This window comes from Thermophilibacter immobilis (genome assembly GCF_015277515.1).
Classification (GTDB): Bacteria; Actinomycetota; Coriobacteriia; order Coriobacteriales; family Atopobiaceae; genus Thermophilibacter; species Thermophilibacter immobilis.
Genome location: NZ_CP063767.1, coordinates 576098 through 592518, shown reverse-complemented (window position 1 = coordinate 592518; position 16421 = coordinate 576098). Strand labels below are relative to the sequence as shown.

The following is a 16421-nucleotide window of genomic DNA, read 5'->3' as shown; positions in this document are numbered from 1 at the left end:
GAGAAAAAATTATGCGTGTCTCGGCCCATACATAAAAACGTCAGACCCCTCCGGGGGTCTTCGCGCTCGCTGCCGGCAGCAGCTCACACCGCATACTGTGCGCGCTGACGGCATGCTTCCTGGTGTGGCTTGCCGCGATCACGGCCCTCTCCCTTTCCTCCGCCCTCTTCGACTACGAGACGAGCCGGGATGTATTCACAGCCGTCGCGTGCACGCTGTTGGCAGCCGCGGATCTGAAGCGCGCTGTTGTGGGACACAAAACAGGCACGCACTAGTGCTCACGGATAGAGCGCTACGGCACGTGGGGGCTTCACGCCACGTGCCGTAGGCCGTGATTCTTGCGCATTTTGCCCCTCGGCCCCGCCATGGCTCCCTATTCGTGAGCGCCAAGGGTCGTCGTCGCACCTCGCCCCTCCTACGCGTCCGCGCCCAGCACCTCGCGCGGGGACACGCTGTTCACGTGCCGCACGAGCAGGGTGCGCACGAGCAGGTACGCCACGAGCACGCCTGCGTAGACGACCGCGTAGAGCCATGCTGGCCACGCCACGTTGAACGGTATGACCACGTTGGCGATGAAGCTCGGGTAGGCCGCGTCGATCACGGCCTTGGCGGCCACGATGAGCACGGGCGTGGTCAGCGCCACGAGGGCGAGCGAGCCGTTGAGGTAGAGGCGGCGCACCTCGCGGGCGCGGTACCCAAAGACGCGCATCAGGGCGATCCCCTGACTCGAGCGGTCCACCATGACCTTGGTCATCTGGTAGAGCACCACGAGGGCGATGGCCACCGAGGCGCTCATGAGGGTCGCGACCATGGGCCCCATCTGTTCGGAGACGGCGTCAACGGCAGAGAGCAGGTTGTCCCGGGTGGTGGTCGAGAAGACCGCGTCCGCGTCAAGGTCGAGCGGGTGCGCGGCGTAGGCCACGTTGGCATAGCCCGCGGGCATTCCAAAGAGCTCACGCATGCCCGCGGCGCCCATGAAGCAGACGAGACCGGAGTCGTAGTCCACCACGTCGCGCACCGTGAGGCGGTAGCTCGAGCCGGTCGCCGCGTCGGTGAGGTAGAAGTCGTCCCCGGGGGCGAGCCCGAGCTTCTGCGCCGTGATGCTGCCCACGTTCACCTCGTCGGCGTGCAGGTCGTCCACGGCCGGGAAGTAGGGGTTTGCGTCCTCGATGCCGATCACGGAAACGTCCATCGAGTAGCCGTCCACCGTCGTGGTGAAGCCCCGGACAAAGGCGGGCTCGGCGTCGTCCGGCAGCTTCGCGGAGCTGTCGCTCAGCAGGTACATCCGCTCGTAGGTGATCGTGTCCGCGGTGATGGTCTTGGCGCTGCTCGCCAGCACGAGGCAGTCGAGGGAGAGCACGAGGACGAGCAGGCTCACGAAGAGTCCCCCCAGGACGGCCAGGACGCCGCGCCGGTCACGGGAGAGCTGGGCCAGCTGGAAGGCGCGGAAGAATCCCGCGCGCTCGATCCGGTCCGCGCGCCCGCGCGGGGCGCGGCGACGAGACGACCCCTCGCCCGCACGCGCGGGGCCGTCGCCCAGAAGTGCCAGCACCGGCGGGCTCAGGAGCCGCCTCAGGGCGATGACGTTCACCACGAGCGCGATGGCCGGCGGCATCGCCAGGCCATGGGCGACGACCCAGGGCACGTAGGCCGTCTGGAGGTTGGGAACCGAGTAGTACCCCGTGGTCGAGTCCGTCGTCATCGACATGCCGGGTCCCGAGTAGCCCAGAGCCGTGCCGATGATACCGCCCGCCAGGCACATCAGCGTGGCGAGAAGCGCGTAGGCCACCACGAGCTGCGCGGAGCTCACGCCGAGGGCGCGCAGCGTTCCGATCGAGCGCCTCTCGGACTCCACCGTGTGCGCCACGAACACCGAGACTGCGTAGGCAACGAGGGCGAACACGATCACGCCCGCGAAGAGGCTCACGCGAACGTTGATGGAGACGTCGTCGGCCGCCGCGAGGACGCGCGGGTTGTCCTGGGCGGTCATGAACCCGCTGAGCGCGGCACCCACGTGGTCGCGCAGCCAGACGCGCAGGTCCGCATTGGTCGTGACCTGGTCGCGGGCGGGTAGCGTCGCCTCGCTCGCATCGAAGCGGTAGGCGTAGGTGAGCGTCTCGGCGGTGCTGGCCGCGCCCGCGTCGCGCAGCTCGTCGTAGGTCTGGCTCGTCACGAAGATGGTGCCAAAGGCGGAGGCCTCCGCGTAGGCGTCGGAGGGCTCGCGCACGCACAGCTCGTAGTCGGGAGAGATGCCAATACCCACGACCGTGAGCGTGCGGCCGCCCAGCTCGAGCGTGTCGCCCGCGTTGATGCCGTTGACCTCGGCGTAGCGTCGCTCGACGAGCGCCTCGTCCGCGCCCTGGGCCGCGCGGCCGGCCGCCACGTCCACCCGGTCGATGTCCGTGCGGTTGGCGAGCAGGCGCAAGGTGGCGTCGGTGCCGGCAGCGTTTCTCACCGTGAAGTCGAGTGAGGGCTCGGCCTCCACGCTCACGCCGGCGTCCACGAGCTCGTCTCGCTCCTCGTCCGTGAGCGTGCGCGCGAGGGTGAACTGGCCGTCCTCGAGGGCGTTTCTCGCCGCTGCGCCCGTGGTGGTGGCGATGACGGACTGCGCCGCCGCCAGGATGGACACCACCAGGTAGGTGGCGAGGATCGTCAGCGCCGGCAGCGAGACGTAGCGCGCGGCGTGCGCGCGCAGCTCGCGCAGGGCGTGACGGAGAAGGATCGCCTGCATCGCGACCACCTACCACAGCCGGGCGACCAGATGGGCCATCCGCGCGATGTCCTCGTTGTGCGTGACCATGAGCACCGTGGTGCCCCAGCGCCGGTTCACCCGCTCGATGAGCGCGAGCACGTCCTTGGCCGTGGTTGAGTCGAGCGCGCCGGTGGGCTCGTCGCAGAGCAGGAGCGGCGGGTTCTTGATGAGCGCCCGCGCGATGGAGACGCGCTGCTGCTGGCCGCCGGAGAGCTGCGGGGGATAGCGGCGCTCGAGCCCCGCGAGGCCGCAGGCGTCGAGCAGCGCCCCCTCGTCGAGCGGGTCAGCGGAGAGGTAGCGGCAGACCGCGACGTTCTCGCGCACCGTCAGGTTGCCGATGAGGTTGTAGCTCTGGAACACGAAGCCGAGCATGCTGCGGCGGTACTCCACGAGCTCGCGCTGGCCCTTGTCGGTGAGGTCCCACTCCCCCACGGACACGCCCCCGGCATCGGCCGGCTCCAGGCCGCCGATGATGTTGAGCAGCGTGGACTTGCCCGACCCCGAAGCCCCCAAGATCACGCAGACCTCGCCCTGGGGCACCTCGAGGGTCGCCCCGCGCAGGGCCTGGGTGAGCGCCCCGCCTGCCCCGTAGACCTTCTTCACGTCCTGTACCTTCACGAATGCGGTGCCCTGCGTGGCCTGTTCCATCTCTGGCATCTGGTCTCCTCTTCTCCTTGTTAAGTAACGTTGTTATTTGTTTGCTATTAAAAAAGGACCCGAGGGTCCTTTGTTGTCTATGTCGTGGCAAGATCCTCGTAGATCGGTGGAAGGCCCGTCCCGCCGGGCCACTGCGCCCGCACCTCCATGAAGGCCTGCTCGGGGCTCCCCTCGATGCCAATCTCCCGGCACGCGCGATCGAGCAGAGTATAGAACGAGGCCTCGATGGCGGTGGCGAGCTGCACCGCGAGCTCGGTGGCCTCGCCGGCCTCGGTGGCGCTGTCGAAGACATACAGCACCATGTTCACCTGCTGGAGGGAGGACCAGCGGACGACCGACGGCCCAAAGGCCCTTGTAGTGCGCAGGCGTGGGTCCCAGAAGTCAAGGAGGCAGACGGTCTGGCCCTCGATGAGGCTGGCGAGCTCCCCGAAGAACGTGGCCACGAGCGGCCTCTCTCGGCTGGCCAGCACGAGGCGGACGACCTCGCGATGCTCGAACATGATGCGGACCATGCTCCGGATGGCGTCGAGGTCGTCGTCGTAGAGGTTCACGTTCGCCTGGGTGGAGGGAATCTCCTCGCCGATGCGCACGCTGCGCTCAAAGGCCATCAAGCTGCGCTCCTTGGCGTAGTGGGCGTCGATGACAGAGCGAATGAGCTCCATGGTCGGGCCAACGACCTTGTTGAACAGGTCCTCCTTGCTCTCAAAGAAGCAGTACAGGGCACCGGTGGTCACGCCCGCCGCAGCACAGATGCGTCGCAGGGACGACCCCTCGAAGCCACGGTCGAGAAACTCGGACGAGGCGGCGTGCGTCAGACGCACCCTGGTCTCGTCGGCATTCGCGCCGGCCCTTCTCGTCACCTGATCACCTCGATGCCGCGTCTCACCTAAGTAACAGCATTACTATACTGAGCATAGTCTCGTGCCGCTGAAAAGTAAACTCACCGTAACACCTGGACCATCCTCCTTTTGACGTATCCAATTGCGCACGCTCGGTGAAAAGTGCGGACAGCTCGGTTTGGGACGCCGCGCAGTGGGAAACTATCTAACATGGTAAATAGCTTCTACTGTTAGGGAATCTAATGGAGGATGCCGAACCCTACGCAACCCTTGCCCACGAGCTCTTCGAGAGCCTCGATCGCCTCGGCCACCGCCTCACGCCCGTGGCGCGCAACTCCTTACATGGGGAGACGGCCGTGATGTGGACCCTCAGCAGAGCCGGGGGCTCCCTGATGCCCAGTGAGCTCGCTGCGACGTTGCACGTCTCGAGCGCACGGGTCGCCAACATCCTGCGCTCCCTCGAGAAGAAGCACTGGGTCACCCGCCAGCACTCCCTCATCGACCGGCGGCGTGTCACGGTCAGCCTCACAGAGAAGGGCGAGGACATCTGCCAGCAGCGCGAGGCCCAACGTAACCAGCTCCTTATCAGCTTTCTTAGCAAGCTCGGAAAAGAGGACTCGAGGGAGCTCGTCCGCATCCTACGCAAATCGTGCACCATCATCGGGGCTCGCGAGCAGAAGGAAACCCAGGTCATATGAAAATAATAAGGCTCTTCAAGAACCACCTCGTCGCACTTCTCGCCGTCCTGGTGCTGCTCATCGTGCAGTCCAACGCCGACCTCGCGCTCCCCACCTACATGAGCGAGATCGTGGACGTAGGCATTCAGCAGGGCGGCATCGCCTCGCCCGTCCCCGACACGATTCGCGCGACCTCCCTGGCTGACCTCGAGCTCTTCATGAGCGGCTCCGACGCCGCCCTCGTGGAGAGCCACTTCGGAGCGGCCAATGCGAACGGCGTGCGCTCCTACCAGGGCACCGCCGACGAGAGGGTCAAAGGCGGCGCGCTCGCCGGCGCCCTAAGCCTGCCGGAGACCGTCGTGCTCGCGCTCGATCAGGGCGTCGACGCCTCCACGCTCGGCAATGGCATGTCCGGCACCCTCGACCTCGACGACGTGCGCGCGGCCGTGTCCTCCGGCCTCGTGTCCTCCGACCAGCTCGTGAGCTCCGCGCAGTCCATGAGCGATCAGATGGGCTCCATGGGCGGCTCGCTCGTCGAGCAGCGCGCCGTGAGCTACGTGAGCCAGGAGTACGAGGCCCAGGGCATCGACCTCGCGAACGTGCAGAACGCCTACCTCGGCTCCATGGCGACCCTCATGTTCAGCCTGTGCCTGGTGAGCCTGGTCGCCACCGTGACCGTGGGGGCCATCGCCTCCCGCACCGCCTCCGGCATAGCTCGTGACCTGCGCCATGACGCGTTCGAGCGCGTCATGCAGTTCTCGCCGGCCGAGATCAACAAGTTCAGCCAGGCGTCGCTCATCACCCGTTGCACCAATGACATTCAGCAGGTCCAGATGGCCACGACCCTTTTCATGCGCATGGTTCTCATGGCGCCGATCACGGGCGTGGTCGCCGTCACGCGCGTGGTCGCCACCTCGACGGGCCTCGAGTGGACCATCGGCGTGGCCGTCGTGGCGGTCAGCATCGTCGTGGGCGTGCTCATGGGCCTCACCATGCCCAAGTTCAAGCGCATGCAGCGCTACGTGGACCGCGTGAACCTCGTGGCCCGCGAGATGCTCGACGGCATCATGCCGATTCGCGCCTTTGGCCGCCAGGACCACGAGCTCGAGCGCTTCGGCGACGCGAGCCGCGACCTCATGCAGACGCAGCTCTTCACCAACCGTGCGATGTCCTTCATGATGCCGCTCATGATGCTCGTCATGAACAGCGTCACGGTTCTGATCGTGTGGTTCGGGGCCCATGGCGTGAGCGACGGCGTGATGCAGGTCGGCGACATGATGGCCTTCATCTCCTACACGATGCAGATCGTCATGGCCTTCATGATCCTCACGATGGTCTCGGTCATGCTCCCGCGCGCCGAGGTGGCCGCCGAGCGCATCGAAGAGGTCATTACCTGCCCGATCTCCGTGCGCGACCCGGAGCGCCCCAAGCTCCCGGCCACAGACGCCCCGAGGGGCGAGCTCAGCTTCAGGGGCGTAGGCTTCCAGTACCCCGACGCCAGCGAGGACGTGATCTCTGACGTCTCGTTCACCACGCACGCCGGTCAGATGCTCGGCATCATCGGCTCGACCGGCTCCGGCAAGTCCACGCTCGTCCAGCTCATTCCGCGCCTCTACGACGCCACGGGAGGCTCCGTCCAGCTCGACGGCGTCGACGTGCGCGACATGCGGCTCTCGGAGCTGCGTCGGCGCGTCGGCTACATCCCGCAGCAGGGCATGCTCTTCTCGGGCACCGTCGAGTCCAACCTCAAGTTCGCCGGAGACGACATCACCGATGACACCATGCGCGAGGCCGCGCGCGTCGCCCAGGCCACAGACTTCATCGAGGAGCGCGACGGCGCGTACGCCTCCCCCATTAGCCAGGGCGGCTCCAACGTCTCCGGAGGCCAGCGCCAGCGCCTCGCGATCGCCCGTGCCCTTGCCAAGCACCCCGAGGTCATCGTCTTTGACGACTCCTTCTCCGCGCTCGACTACGCTACCGACGCCCGCCTGCGCGAGGAGCTGGCCCGCAGCGTAACCGACGCCGCGCTCGTCGTGGTGGCCCAGCGCATCGCCACGATCATGCACGCCGACGAGATCCTCGTGCTCGACGAGGGCGCGGTCGTGGGACGCGGCACGCACGAGGAGCTGCTGCGCCACTGCCCGACCTACCTCGAGATCGCCCAGAGCCAGCTCTCCGCCGCCGAGCTCGGTCTCACCGAAGAAGAGATTGCGGCGACCGAGAAGGGAGGTGAGCGCTGATGCCAGGACCAAGGGGCAAGCGTTCCACCGAGAAGGCCAAGGACTTCAAGGGCACCATGGTGAGGCTCCTCGGCTATGTGGGACAGCACAAGGTCGCGGTGTTCTTTGGCATCGCCTTCGCCATCTGCTCGGTCATCTTCAACATCGTGGGACCCAAGGTCCTGGGCTCGGTCACCACGAAGCTCTACGAGGGGCTCGTGGCCACGGTCGCGGGCACCGGCACGGTCGACTTCGCTTGGATCGGGGCCACGCTCCTGGGCCTTCTGGGCCTCTACCTTGCCAGCTCCGCGTGCAATCTCATCCAGGGCTGGCTCATGACCGGCGTCACGCAGAAGATCTGCTTCCAGATGCGCCAGGAGATCTCCGAGAAGATCGCCGTCATCCCGCTCTCTTACTTCAACGGACACAGCAAGGGCGACGTGCTCAGCCGCATCACCAACGACGTGGACACGCTCGGGCAGTCGCTCAATCAGTCGATCACGCAGCTCATCACCTCCGTCACGCAGCTCGTCGGCGTGCTCGTGATGATGCTCTCCATCAGCCTGACGCTCACGGGCGTCACCGTGCTCACCCTGCCCGTCTCGGTGGTCATCGTGCTCGTCGTGGTGCGCTTCTCGCAGAAGTACTTCCGCGAGCAGCAGCAGGTTCTGGGCACGGTCAACGGCATCGTCGAGGAGGACTTCGCCGGGCAGGGCGTCATCCAGGTCTTCGATCGCTCCGAGGCCGCCGTCGCCGCCTTCGAGGCCCAAAACGACCGCCTCTTCACGAGCGGATGGAAAAGCCAGTTCCTCTCGGGGCTGATGATGCCGCTCATGAGCCTCGTGGGCAACATGGGCTACGTGGGCGTCATCGTCGTGGGGGCCCAGCTCGCGCTGGCCGGCGCGGCCACCCCCGGCGACATCCAGAGCTTCATCCAGTACGTCCGCAACTTCACGCAGCCCATCCAGCAGCTCTCCAACGTCTCCAACACGATGCAGTCCATGGCGGCCGCCACCGAGCGCGTCTTCGAGTTTCTCGCCGCGCCCGAGGAGGAGGAGACCGCCACGCCGCAGCTTCCCGCCGTGCGCGAGGGCCACGTGGAGTTTGACCACGTGCGCTTTGGCTACCTGCCCGACAAGACCATCATTCACGATTTCTCGTGCGTGGCCGAGCCGGGCCAGACCGTGGCCATCGTGGGCCCCACCGGCGCCGGAAAGACCACGCTCATCAAGCTGATCCAGCGCTTCTACGACGTGGACGCCGGCTCGATCAGGGTCGACGACATCGACGTGCGCGACTGGGACCGAACCGAGCTGCGCGCAGAGTTCGCCATGGTGCTCCAGGACACGTGGCTCTTCAACGACACGATCCGCGAGAACATCCGCTACGGTCGTCCCGACGCCACCGACGAGGAGGTCGAGGCCGCGGCCAAGGCGGCACGCTGTGACCACTTCATCCACACCCTGGCCGGCGGCTACGACTTCATGATCAACGAGGAGGGGACCAACCTCTCCCAGGGGCAGCGCCAGCTCGTGACCATCGCGCGCGCCGTGCTGGCCGACCGTCCGGCGCTCATCCTCGACGAGGCCACCTCCAACGTGGACACGCGCACCGAGGAGCTCATCCAGCGAGCCATGGACGCGCTCATGGTCGGCCGCACGAGCTTCGTCATCGCGCACCGGCTCTCCACCATCAGAAACGCCGACGTGATCTTGGTGCTGCGTGACGGCGACATCGTCGAGAAGGGCACGCACGAGGAGCTCCTGGCCACGGGCGGCTTCTACGCGGAGCTCTACAACTCGCAGTTCGACGAGGACGCCGTGGCGTAGGAGCGGCGCTCCTCGCACGATGACGCCCCCAGCGGCCTTGCAGCCGTCGGGGGCGTCTTGCTGGCGGCAAAACGCACCCGTACGAGGCGGAAAACGGGACTCAGAAGACGAAAGGGGACTTGTCAATAGATTTCTGCGAGCAGGCCAAGTAGTGAGCGTCTTGCGAGTGACAAAGGACCAGCTAGAGAGCTTGCGGAAATTTCTACTACTCAACCTGTTCGAGAAAATCTATTGACAAGTCCCTCTTTGGTCCAAAAGCGCCTTGTTCGGCCCCTCAGGGGCCCTCGCCTCATGAACGACGCGCGCCAGCCCGTGCTCGAGCTAGTTGCCCACCTTGTGATGGACCACGAACGAACTGCGGTCGATGGGCGCGAAGGTGTAGCCGTTGTCCAGGTAGTACTGGATGATGCGCGGCAGCGCCTCGGCCGTGGTCGCCTTGGTGTTCGAGTCGTGGCAGAGCAGCATGATGTTGGTGTAGCCCTCCACGCACGACGAGTTCACGATCGTGTCGACGGCCACGTTGTTGCCGGCGGCGTCGCCCGAGCTCACGTTCCAGTCGTAGTACTGGTAGCCGCGCGCAGGAACGTCCTCGGAAAGCGTCGTCATGAGACCGGGGCTGTAGTTGGCCGAGACCGTGTTGGACGAGCCACCGGGAAAGCGCACGAGGTACGGCACGTAGCCAATTTCGTCCTTCACCACCTGGGCGACCTGGTCGAGGTCCGAGAAATAAGCGTCCTCGGAGGCATAGACCGTCTTGTAGTCGTGCGTCATCGTGTGCATGCCGATCGTGTTGCCGCGCTCGTAGGCGTCCCTGATCGAGCCGCGATAGTCAGGGTCGTTGCCCGTCACGAAGAAGGTGGCGTTGATCCCGTACTGGTCCAGGATGTCGAGGACCTTCTCGGTGTTCTCGGAGGGGCCGTCGTCAAAGGTGAGGTAGACGACCTTCTGACCGTTGCTCTGATAGGACCAGTCCGTCTGGCGATCGGGGTCGTACGCCAACTCGGCCGCGCGCTCGTCGTTGGCCGGAAGCTCGGGCTCAGCGGGCGCGTCCGCGTCGAGCAGGGTGGGCGTGTCGGAGTCGTCGGACGGTGCCGCAGAGCCACTCGCATGCGCGACCAGGGACCACAGGAGACCCGCGCCTCCCAAAAGCGCCACGACGAGCACCGCCGCGGCGATAATCAGACCACGAGCGCGATGCTGCTGGTCATGTGCACTTGGACGCTGTCCGTTTAGCTGTTCCACTCTTCGCACCCTCATCTGAGGCCCACACCCGATATCTGAAGCCCTGCTGACATTGTACGGCAGCTCGCGGCGCTCTGACGCACGGGGTTTCGAAAGGAAGCCTAACGCTACTGTAAGGCCAAAAGAGACCCGCCGGGCACAGGCTCGGCGGGTCCCCTGAGACGCTTGGTTGACCGGGAGCTACGAGAGGGCGACGCCGCCCAGCCAGCCGCAGAGCGACGTAGCACTGTAGCGACTGACCCAGCTGCCCAGGCTCACGCTCTGAACGGTTCCGCTCAGGTTCTCGCGCACCGTGCCGCCGCCCAGGTAGATGCCCACGTGACCATAGAGTATGGCCGCTGGGCTGAACGGTGCGGTGGGTACGGCGATGATCATGCCAGGCTGGATATTTCCCGTCGAGGTACCACACCACGAGTAGTACATGTCGCAGGCGTTGCCGCCAAAGTAGCCCACCCCGGCGTTGCGGAAGACGTTGGTGACCCAGGCGGCACACAGGCCCGAGCCCGGGGACGACGTGGAGTACGCGGCGCTGACCATGGCCGACAGGGAGCCCGAACCCGTGGGCGTGCTTCCGCCTCCCGAGCCGGAGCCGCCCCCCGCGTTAGAGCCGCCCCCCGAGCCACCGCCGGAGTTGCTGTTCGCCCTCGCCTGCTGGCGCGCCTCCTCGGCGGCCTGCTGCGCGGCGGCCAGCTCGGCGTCGCGCTGGCCCATGAGCTCCTGGACGTCTGAGGACAGGCCGCCCACGAGGGTCTCGGCCTCGATCTGCTTGGACTGAGACTGGGAGAGCTGGTCCTGCTGCTGCGTCTGGAGGGTCTCAAGGTCGGACTTCTGGGACTCGAGGGCGGACTTCTCGTCCTCGAGGGCGGACTTCTCGTCCTCGAGCTGGGCCTTGAGGGTCCTGACCTCGTCGATCATCTGGCGGTCGGACTCGCTGACCTTGTCGAGGTAGTAGATGTTGCTCGTGAGCTCCTCGAAGGTGGCCGAGGAGAGGATCATGTCGAGGGTCGACTGGGGGCCGGACTTGTAGGCCGAGCTCATGCGCTCGCCGAGGACCTCCTGCTTGGTGTCGATCTCGGCCTGCTTGGTGTCGATCTCGGCCTGCTTGTCGTCGATGTCGGCCTGCTTCTGGTCAATCTGACCCGAGACGTCGACCACCTGGGCCTGCGTCTGCGAGAGCTGCCCGGCGATCGTGGCGTACTCCTGGTTGATCTGGTCGAGGGCGGCCTGCGCCTCGTCATAGCTCATCTGAGCGGCGTCGAGCTGCTCCTGGGTGCTCGTTGCCAGGGCCACGGAGGGGAAGAACGTGGCACAGATCCCGGCGCCGATGAAGAGTCTCAGAGCGTCACGGCGCGTGACGCCTCGCGGCGACATCCCGGCATCACTCAAAAGAACGTGCTTCTGGGACATGGCATCTCCTTGGGTACGATTAGGGTGCGGACACGCATGCCTGATTCTAGCTTGAAAAGCCCGCTGCCACGAGATGAACACGTCCATGAAAGGGCGAGCGGCGGGCGCAAGCACGAAGACGCGCTCGTAGGGGCTGCGACAAAGGCCTCGCCCGCTGCCGAGCCTGCCATGGTGCACGGTTTGCCTTCAAAGGAAAGTTCTTTTTGTGCGCCACGGCAGGCTCGCGAGAAGAACCATGCGAGCAGCACCCCGGCCGCCGTCGCCGTTCTACGAGCGGTTCTCGATCTTGGCGACGTTTCCGATGGTGATGGAGATGCGGCCGTCCGCGCCGGTCTCAAAGTCGAGATAGCCGGGCTTCTCGGCAAGCTCCGAGGGAAACGTGATCTCGATACCCGTGTCCGTGCGGATGCGGTGGCTCCTGGCCAGGCGGTTGGCCACGCCGCGGCGCACGGGGGCCTCCTCGGGCAGGGCCGCGGCATGGACGCGCTCCTCGTAGCGCCGCTGGACGTCGGGGCGGTCGCGGAAGACCTCGTGGCCCACCTCGACCGGCGCGAACGCCTCATCGACGTCGGCGTGCCGGGCCACAACCGCCTTGGCGCGCGAGACCTCGACGGCCGGCGTGAGGCCATACTCCTCGGCCACGTCGCGGACGATGACGTTGACCTCGTCGATCACCTCGTGGCTCGACGCCTCGGAGCTGCACTGGAGGAACTTCTCGGGAATCACCATCGTCTTGGTGCCGCCCAGGGAGCGTTCCTTGTCGTGAAAGTCGATCGCGCGGGTCTCGGCGTCCACGAGCACGTAGGAGTCGACCTTCTGGGAGGGGTTGGGCAGCGTGGAGTCCTGGCGGCAGATGTCGTTGGCCTCCCCGTCCACCTCGTGCGCGAAGGTCTGCTTGCGCGGCAGAAGGAGGATGGCGAAGAAGCGTCGGCCGACCGGACCGTCGAAGACCGCGTCGAGCTCGTCCTTGGTGGAGGAGGCGTCGGACGCCCCCTCGTCGGTGTCCGTGAAGTCCGCGATCAGAAGGTCGCACTGCTCGAGGTCCTCGGTGCGCCTGAGCTCCTCCCAGAACCACTGCGCGATCTCGACCGAGAACTCCACGAACTCGCGGACGCCGGCGAAGTAGCTCGCGAGCTCGGTCGCGAAGTTGGAGCCAGGGGCGAAGGAGCCGTGCCGGCTCTCGGCGTTGGAGGAGATCTTGCGCAGGTGGCGCTGGACGTAGGAGCGCGTAGGGCGCTCCGACAGGTCCAGCGGACGCTCCGAGAAGAACGTGGAGCCCGCCTCAAAGTCGAAGACGTGCAGGATGGCCTGGCTGACCCTGAGCATAGGCTCCCTTTTCTCGCGCGGGCAAACGGTAGACGGGTGCATAGCTTACCCCACAGGCGATCGGCGGCGCGCGGCGGAAGGTGACGGGGCGGCCTCCGTTGTGCTCCGGTGCGCCGTGCTCCGGTCTGCTCTGCTCCTCTCCACATGATTGGGGCGCATTTTTGATACAGATGCGAGAAAATCGCCTCATAGGGCATCCCCAGGGCTTCTCGTTGCAGCGTTTTTCCAGTTGGCCATCGCCTCAGACGAGAAGAGCATCAAAAACTCGCCTCGATCGTGAAGGCAAAACCGAGGCGAGGTCGGAGACGAGGAGGGCAGGGGACCATACAGGTGCGACCTCCTCACTCATTCGAGCCTGCCCAAGTCTTTGGCCACTCGCCTTCGACCCCGAGCGCCCGCAATTCTCGCCTGACTCGATTCGTTTCTGTTCTGATAGGAATCACGTCGCGTCCACGTCTATACTGAACGCGAACAATCCGCCCACGGGGATAGGGACAGGTCATGAGCACTACGTCATCAGAACTCTACTCAGATCAGCTCGCCGAGGCCCGCGCCTTGTTCGAGGAGCACTACGGACCCCTCGAGGGCCGGCGTGCGCTCGCGGCCCATGCGCCCGGGCGCTCGGAGATCGCCGGCAACCACACCGACCACGAGGGTGGCCATGTCATCGCCGGGGCCCTTGACGTGGGCATCGCAGGCATCGCCTCCCCCAATAACACGAACCTTATTCGCATGGTGGACAGGGACTTCCCCGCCTTCGAGATCTCGCTCGACGACCTCTCCGCACGCGAGGACGAGCACGTGAGCACCGCCGGGCTCGCCCGCGGCATGGCAGCCCAGCTGGCCCAGACCGGGCGGGTGAGCGCCGGCTTCGACCTGGCCACGACGAGCACCATCCCCGCAGGTGGGGGGCTTTCCTCCTCCGCTGCCGTGGAGGCCCTGCTCGGCCGCGTGATGGAGGCGCTGTGGCCCGGCGAGGCCGTGGACGCGACCGCTCTTGCGCAGATGTCCCAGCGCACGGAGAACACCTGGTTCGGCAAGCCCTGCGGCCTCATGGACCAGCTCGCGATCTGCCTGGGCGGCCTCGCGTTCATGGACTTCGAGGACCCGGCCTTTCCGCAAACGGCCAAGCTCGACTTTGACTTCGACGCGGCCGGCTACTCCCTGTGCCTCGTGGACGTGGGCTGCGACCACGCGCCCTTCACGGCCGACTACGCCCTGATGCCCGTCGAGATGCAGCAGGTGGCCGAGCAGTTTGGCAAGAAGCGCCTCTGCGAGGTGGACGAGAAGGCCTTCGACGAGCGCGTGGGCGAGCTGCGCCGTACGCTCGGTGACCGCGCGGTCCTGCGCGCCATCCACTACTGGTATGAGAACGGCCTCGTGGACCAGCGCTGGGACGCCCTCAACGCGGCCGACATCGACGCGTTTGTCAGGCTCACCCGCAACTCGGGCGCGAGCTCGGGCATGTTCCTGCAAAACGTCTCCGCCGGCGGCGCCTTCCAGCCGGCCATGATCGCGCTGGGGCTCGCGGAGCACGTGCTCACGGGCCGCGGCGCCGCGCGCATCCACGGCGGAGGCTTCGGTGGATCCATCCAGTGCTTCGTCCCGCTCGAGCTCGTGGACGAGTTCCGCGAGCGCATGAACGCGTGGCTCGGCGAGGGCGCGTGCCGGGGCTATCGCATCGAGGAGCGGGGAGCGTGGGCGCAGTGGCTCTAGAGAAGGACCTCTGCGCGCTCGTGGACTACGCCGCGCGCGCGGGCCTCGTCGACTGGTCCGACCGCCTGTGGGCCTACAACGCCGCGCTCGAGGCCGTGGGCGTCGCGGGGCCCGGGCCGGACGCTTCCTGGGTGCTTGCGGAGAATGTCAACAAGAACGCCTCCGCCGGCGTCGATGCCGGCGCTCCCCTCGACCTCGAGGCCACGCTCTCCCGCCTCGCCGAGGCGTCCGTGGAAGCGGGCCGTGCCGAGGACACGGCGAGCGGGCGCGACCGCGCGGCCATGCGCATGATGGGCGTGCTCACGCCGCGGCCCTCCCAGGTGGCGGCGCGCTTCGACGAGCTCTGCCGCGAGCAGGATCCGCGCGCGGCGACGAGCTGGTTCTATCGGCTCTGCTGCGACGCTGGCTACGTGCGACGCGCGGCCATCGCCAGAAACATCGCCTGGAACACCCCCACGCACTGGGGAGACCTCCAGATCACCATCAACCTCTCAAAGCCCGAGAAGGACCCGCGCGACATAGCGGCCGCCGGGCAGGCGCGCGACGCTGGCGAGAGGTACCCCGCCTGCCAGCTCTGCATCGAGAACGAGGGCTATCCCGGGCGCGGAGCCGCGGCGGCGGGAGGCGCGCATCCCGCACGTCAGAACCTGCGCATCGTGCCCGTGAAGCTCGACGGCGAGCGCTACGGCCTGCAGTACAGCCCCTACGCCTACTTCAACGAGCACTGCATCGTCATGAGCGCGCACCACCGGCCCATGCACATCGACCGGGCGAGCCTCGCCTGCCTCTTCGACTTCGTGGACCTCCTACCCCACTACTTCATCGGCTCCAACGCCGACCTGCCCATCGTGGGCGGCTCAATCCTCTCGCACGACCACTTCCAGGGTGGCGACCACGAGTTTCCCGTGATGCGCGCCAAGGTGACCGAGCGGTTCTCGCTGGGGGGGTTCCCCGATGTGGAGGCCTGCGTGCTCCAGTGGCCCCTCTCGGTGCTACGTCTTAGGAGCGGACGCCGAGAAGACCTGCTCGAGGCCTGCGTTCACGTGATCGACGCGTGGCATGACTGGTCGGACGAGGCTGCAGGGGTTCGCGCCCACAGCGCTGACGGCACGCCGCACAACACCGTGACCCCCGTGATCCGTCGCGTGGACGAGGCGGGCCACGTGGGCGGCGAGCTCTACGAGGCCTATCTGGCCCTGCGCTGCAACATCACGAGCGAGGAGCACCCGCTCGGCGTGTTCCACCCGCACGCTCAGTGGCACCACATCAAGAAGGAGAACATCGGCCTCATCGAGGTCATGGGCCTCGCCATCCTGCCGCCACGCCTGGTCGACGAGCTCGCGGCCGTACGTGCGCACCTGCTCGCGGACGACCTCGACGCCCTGGAGTCCGACCCGCTCTGCGCCTCGCACGCCCCCTGGGCCCGCGAGGTCGCCGCGGCGCACCCCGAGCTCTCCGAGGAGAACGCCCAGACCATCCTGCGCGACGAGACGGGCCAGGTCTTTGGTCACGTCCTCGAGGACGCCGGGGTCTTCAAGTGGAACGACGACGGGCGCGCCGCGCTCGACCGGTTCCTGGCGACGCTCTAGGGAGGCGGCACTCCGGCGGCGGCACACCACAGGATTGGGGCGCGCCTTTGATGCAACGGACTCCGGCGAGGCCCCGAGGGCATTCTCGTCTCGGCGTTTTGCCTGTTGGCGGCCCCTCCAGAAGCCTTTAGAGACGGCCCCGTATCAAAGGCGAGAAGAACCCGGGGC

At 66.6% G+C, this 16421-nt stretch carries 11 protein-coding genes; 5 read left to right on the top strand and 6 right to left on the bottom strand.

What is annotated here, in order from left to right; all coding sequences use genetic code 11:
• Positions 1-415 precede the first annotated feature (415 nt).
• The 3 genes from INP52_RS02635 to INP52_RS02625 form a co-directional block, all read right to left on the bottom strand.
• A complete protein-coding gene (locus tag INP52_RS02635) occupies positions 416-2731 on the bottom strand; it encodes an ABC transporter permease (RefSeq protein ID WP_194372179.1) in 2316 nt (771 codons plus the stop codon).
• A gap of 9 nt (positions 2732-2740) precedes the next feature.
• A complete protein-coding gene (locus INP52_RS02630; RefSeq protein WP_194372177.1) occupies positions 2741-3409 on the bottom strand; it encodes an ABC transporter ATP-binding protein in 669 nt (222 codons plus the stop codon).
• Positions 3410-3486: 77 nt separating this feature from the next.
• Positions 3487-4269, bottom strand: a complete 783-nt coding sequence (locus INP52_RS02625) for a TetR family transcriptional regulator (protein WP_194372175.1) — start codon at positions 4267-4269, stop codon at positions 3487-3489.
• A 221-nt stretch (positions 4270-4490) separates the two neighbouring features.
• On the opposite strand from INP52_RS02625, the gene INP52_RS02620 reads away from it, so the two are divergent.
• From INP52_RS02620 to INP52_RS02610, 3 genes are read left to right on the top strand one after another with little or no spacing between them, the layout of a single operon-like run.
• Positions 4491-4946, top strand: coding sequence for a MarR family winged helix-turn-helix transcriptional regulator (locus tag INP52_RS02620; RefSeq protein WP_194372173.1), 456 nt, complete (start codon positions 4491-4493; stop codon positions 4944-4946).
• The gene (locus tag INP52_RS02615) at positions 4943-7165 is read left to right on the top strand and encodes an ABC transporter ATP-binding protein (RefSeq protein WP_194372171.1); all 2223 of its coding nucleotides are present in this window, start codon (positions 4943-4945) and stop codon (positions 7163-7165) included. Before INP52_RS02620 ends, INP52_RS02615 begins: the two co-directional genes overlap by 4 nt.
• Entirely contained in the window at positions 7165-8973 is a 1809-nt protein-coding gene (locus tag INP52_RS02610) for an ABC transporter ATP-binding protein (RefSeq protein ID WP_194372169.1), read from the top strand. Before INP52_RS02615 ends, INP52_RS02610 begins: the two co-directional genes overlap by 1 nt.
• A gap of 321 nt (positions 8974-9294) precedes the next feature.
• Here INP52_RS02610 and INP52_RS02605 read toward each other — a convergent pair whose 3' ends face one another.
• The 3 genes from INP52_RS02605 to INP52_RS02595 all read right to left on the bottom strand — a co-directional run bounded on the left by INP52_RS02605 (position 9295) and on the right by INP52_RS02595 (position 12948).
• Positions 9295-10215 (bottom strand): polysaccharide deacetylase family protein, encoded by a 921-nt coding sequence (locus INP52_RS02605; protein ID WP_194372168.1) that lies wholly within the window; start codon positions 10213-10215, stop codon positions 9295-9297.
• A gap of 180 nt (positions 10216-10395) precedes the next feature.
• Entirely contained in the window at positions 10396-11622 is a 1227-nt protein-coding gene (locus INP52_RS02600) for a coiled-coil domain-containing protein (RefSeq protein WP_228478388.1), read from the bottom strand.
• A 267-nt stretch (positions 11623-11889) separates the two neighbouring features.
• A complete protein-coding gene (locus tag INP52_RS02595) occupies positions 11890-12948 on the bottom strand; it encodes a nucleoid-associated protein (protein ID WP_194372167.1) in 1059 nt (352 codons plus the stop codon).
• 501 nt (positions 12949-13449) lie between these two features.
• On the opposite strand from INP52_RS02595, the gene INP52_RS02590 reads away from it, so the two are divergent.
• Together INP52_RS02590 and INP52_RS02585 are read left to right on the top strand one after the other, a co-directional pair.
• Positions 13450-14664, top strand: a complete 1215-nt coding sequence (locus INP52_RS02590; RefSeq protein WP_194372166.1) for a galactokinase — start codon at positions 13450-13452, stop codon at positions 14662-14664.
• On the top strand, positions 14655-16253 hold the full coding sequence (locus tag INP52_RS02585; RefSeq protein WP_228478387.1) for a UDP-glucose--hexose-1-phosphate uridylyltransferase: 1599 nt from the start codon (positions 14655-14657) through the stop codon (positions 16251-16253). Before INP52_RS02590 ends, INP52_RS02585 begins: the two co-directional genes overlap by 10 nt.
• Positions 16254-16421: the final 168 nt, after the last annotated feature.

What these genes read in the sequence shown, in the direction of transcription:
- INP52_RS02620 (WP_194372173.1), top strand. Translation starts at nt 4,491, where the DNA reads ATGGAGGATGCCGAACCCTACGCAACCCTTGCCCACGAGCTCTTCGAG.
- INP52_RS02610 (WP_194372169.1), top strand. Translation starts at nt 7,165, where the DNA reads ATGCCAGGACCAAGGGGCAAGCGTTCCACCGAGAAGGCCAAGGACTTC.
- INP52_RS02630 (WP_194372177.1), bottom strand. Translation starts at nt 3,409, where the DNA reads ATGCCAGAGATGGAACAGGCCACGCAGGGCACCGCATTCGTGAAGGTA.
- INP52_RS02635 (WP_194372179.1), bottom strand. Translation starts at nt 2,731, where the DNA reads ATGCAGGCGATCCTTCTCCGTCACGCCCTGCGCGAGCTGCGCGCGCAC.
- INP52_RS02600 (WP_228478388.1), bottom strand. Translation starts at nt 11,622, where the DNA reads ATGTCCCAGAAGCACGTTCTTTTGAGTGATGCCGGGATGTCGCCGCGA.
- INP52_RS02590 (WP_194372166.1), top strand. Translation starts at nt 13,450, where the DNA reads ATGAGCACTACGTCATCAGAACTCTACTCAGATCAGCTCGCCGAGGCC.
- INP52_RS02595 (WP_194372167.1), bottom strand. Translation starts at nt 12,948, where the DNA reads ATGCTCAGGGTCAGCCAGGCCATCCTGCACGTCTTCGACTTTGAGGCG.
- INP52_RS02615 (WP_194372171.1), top strand. Translation starts at nt 4,943, where the DNA reads ATGAAAATAATAAGGCTCTTCAAGAACCACCTCGTCGCACTTCTCGCC.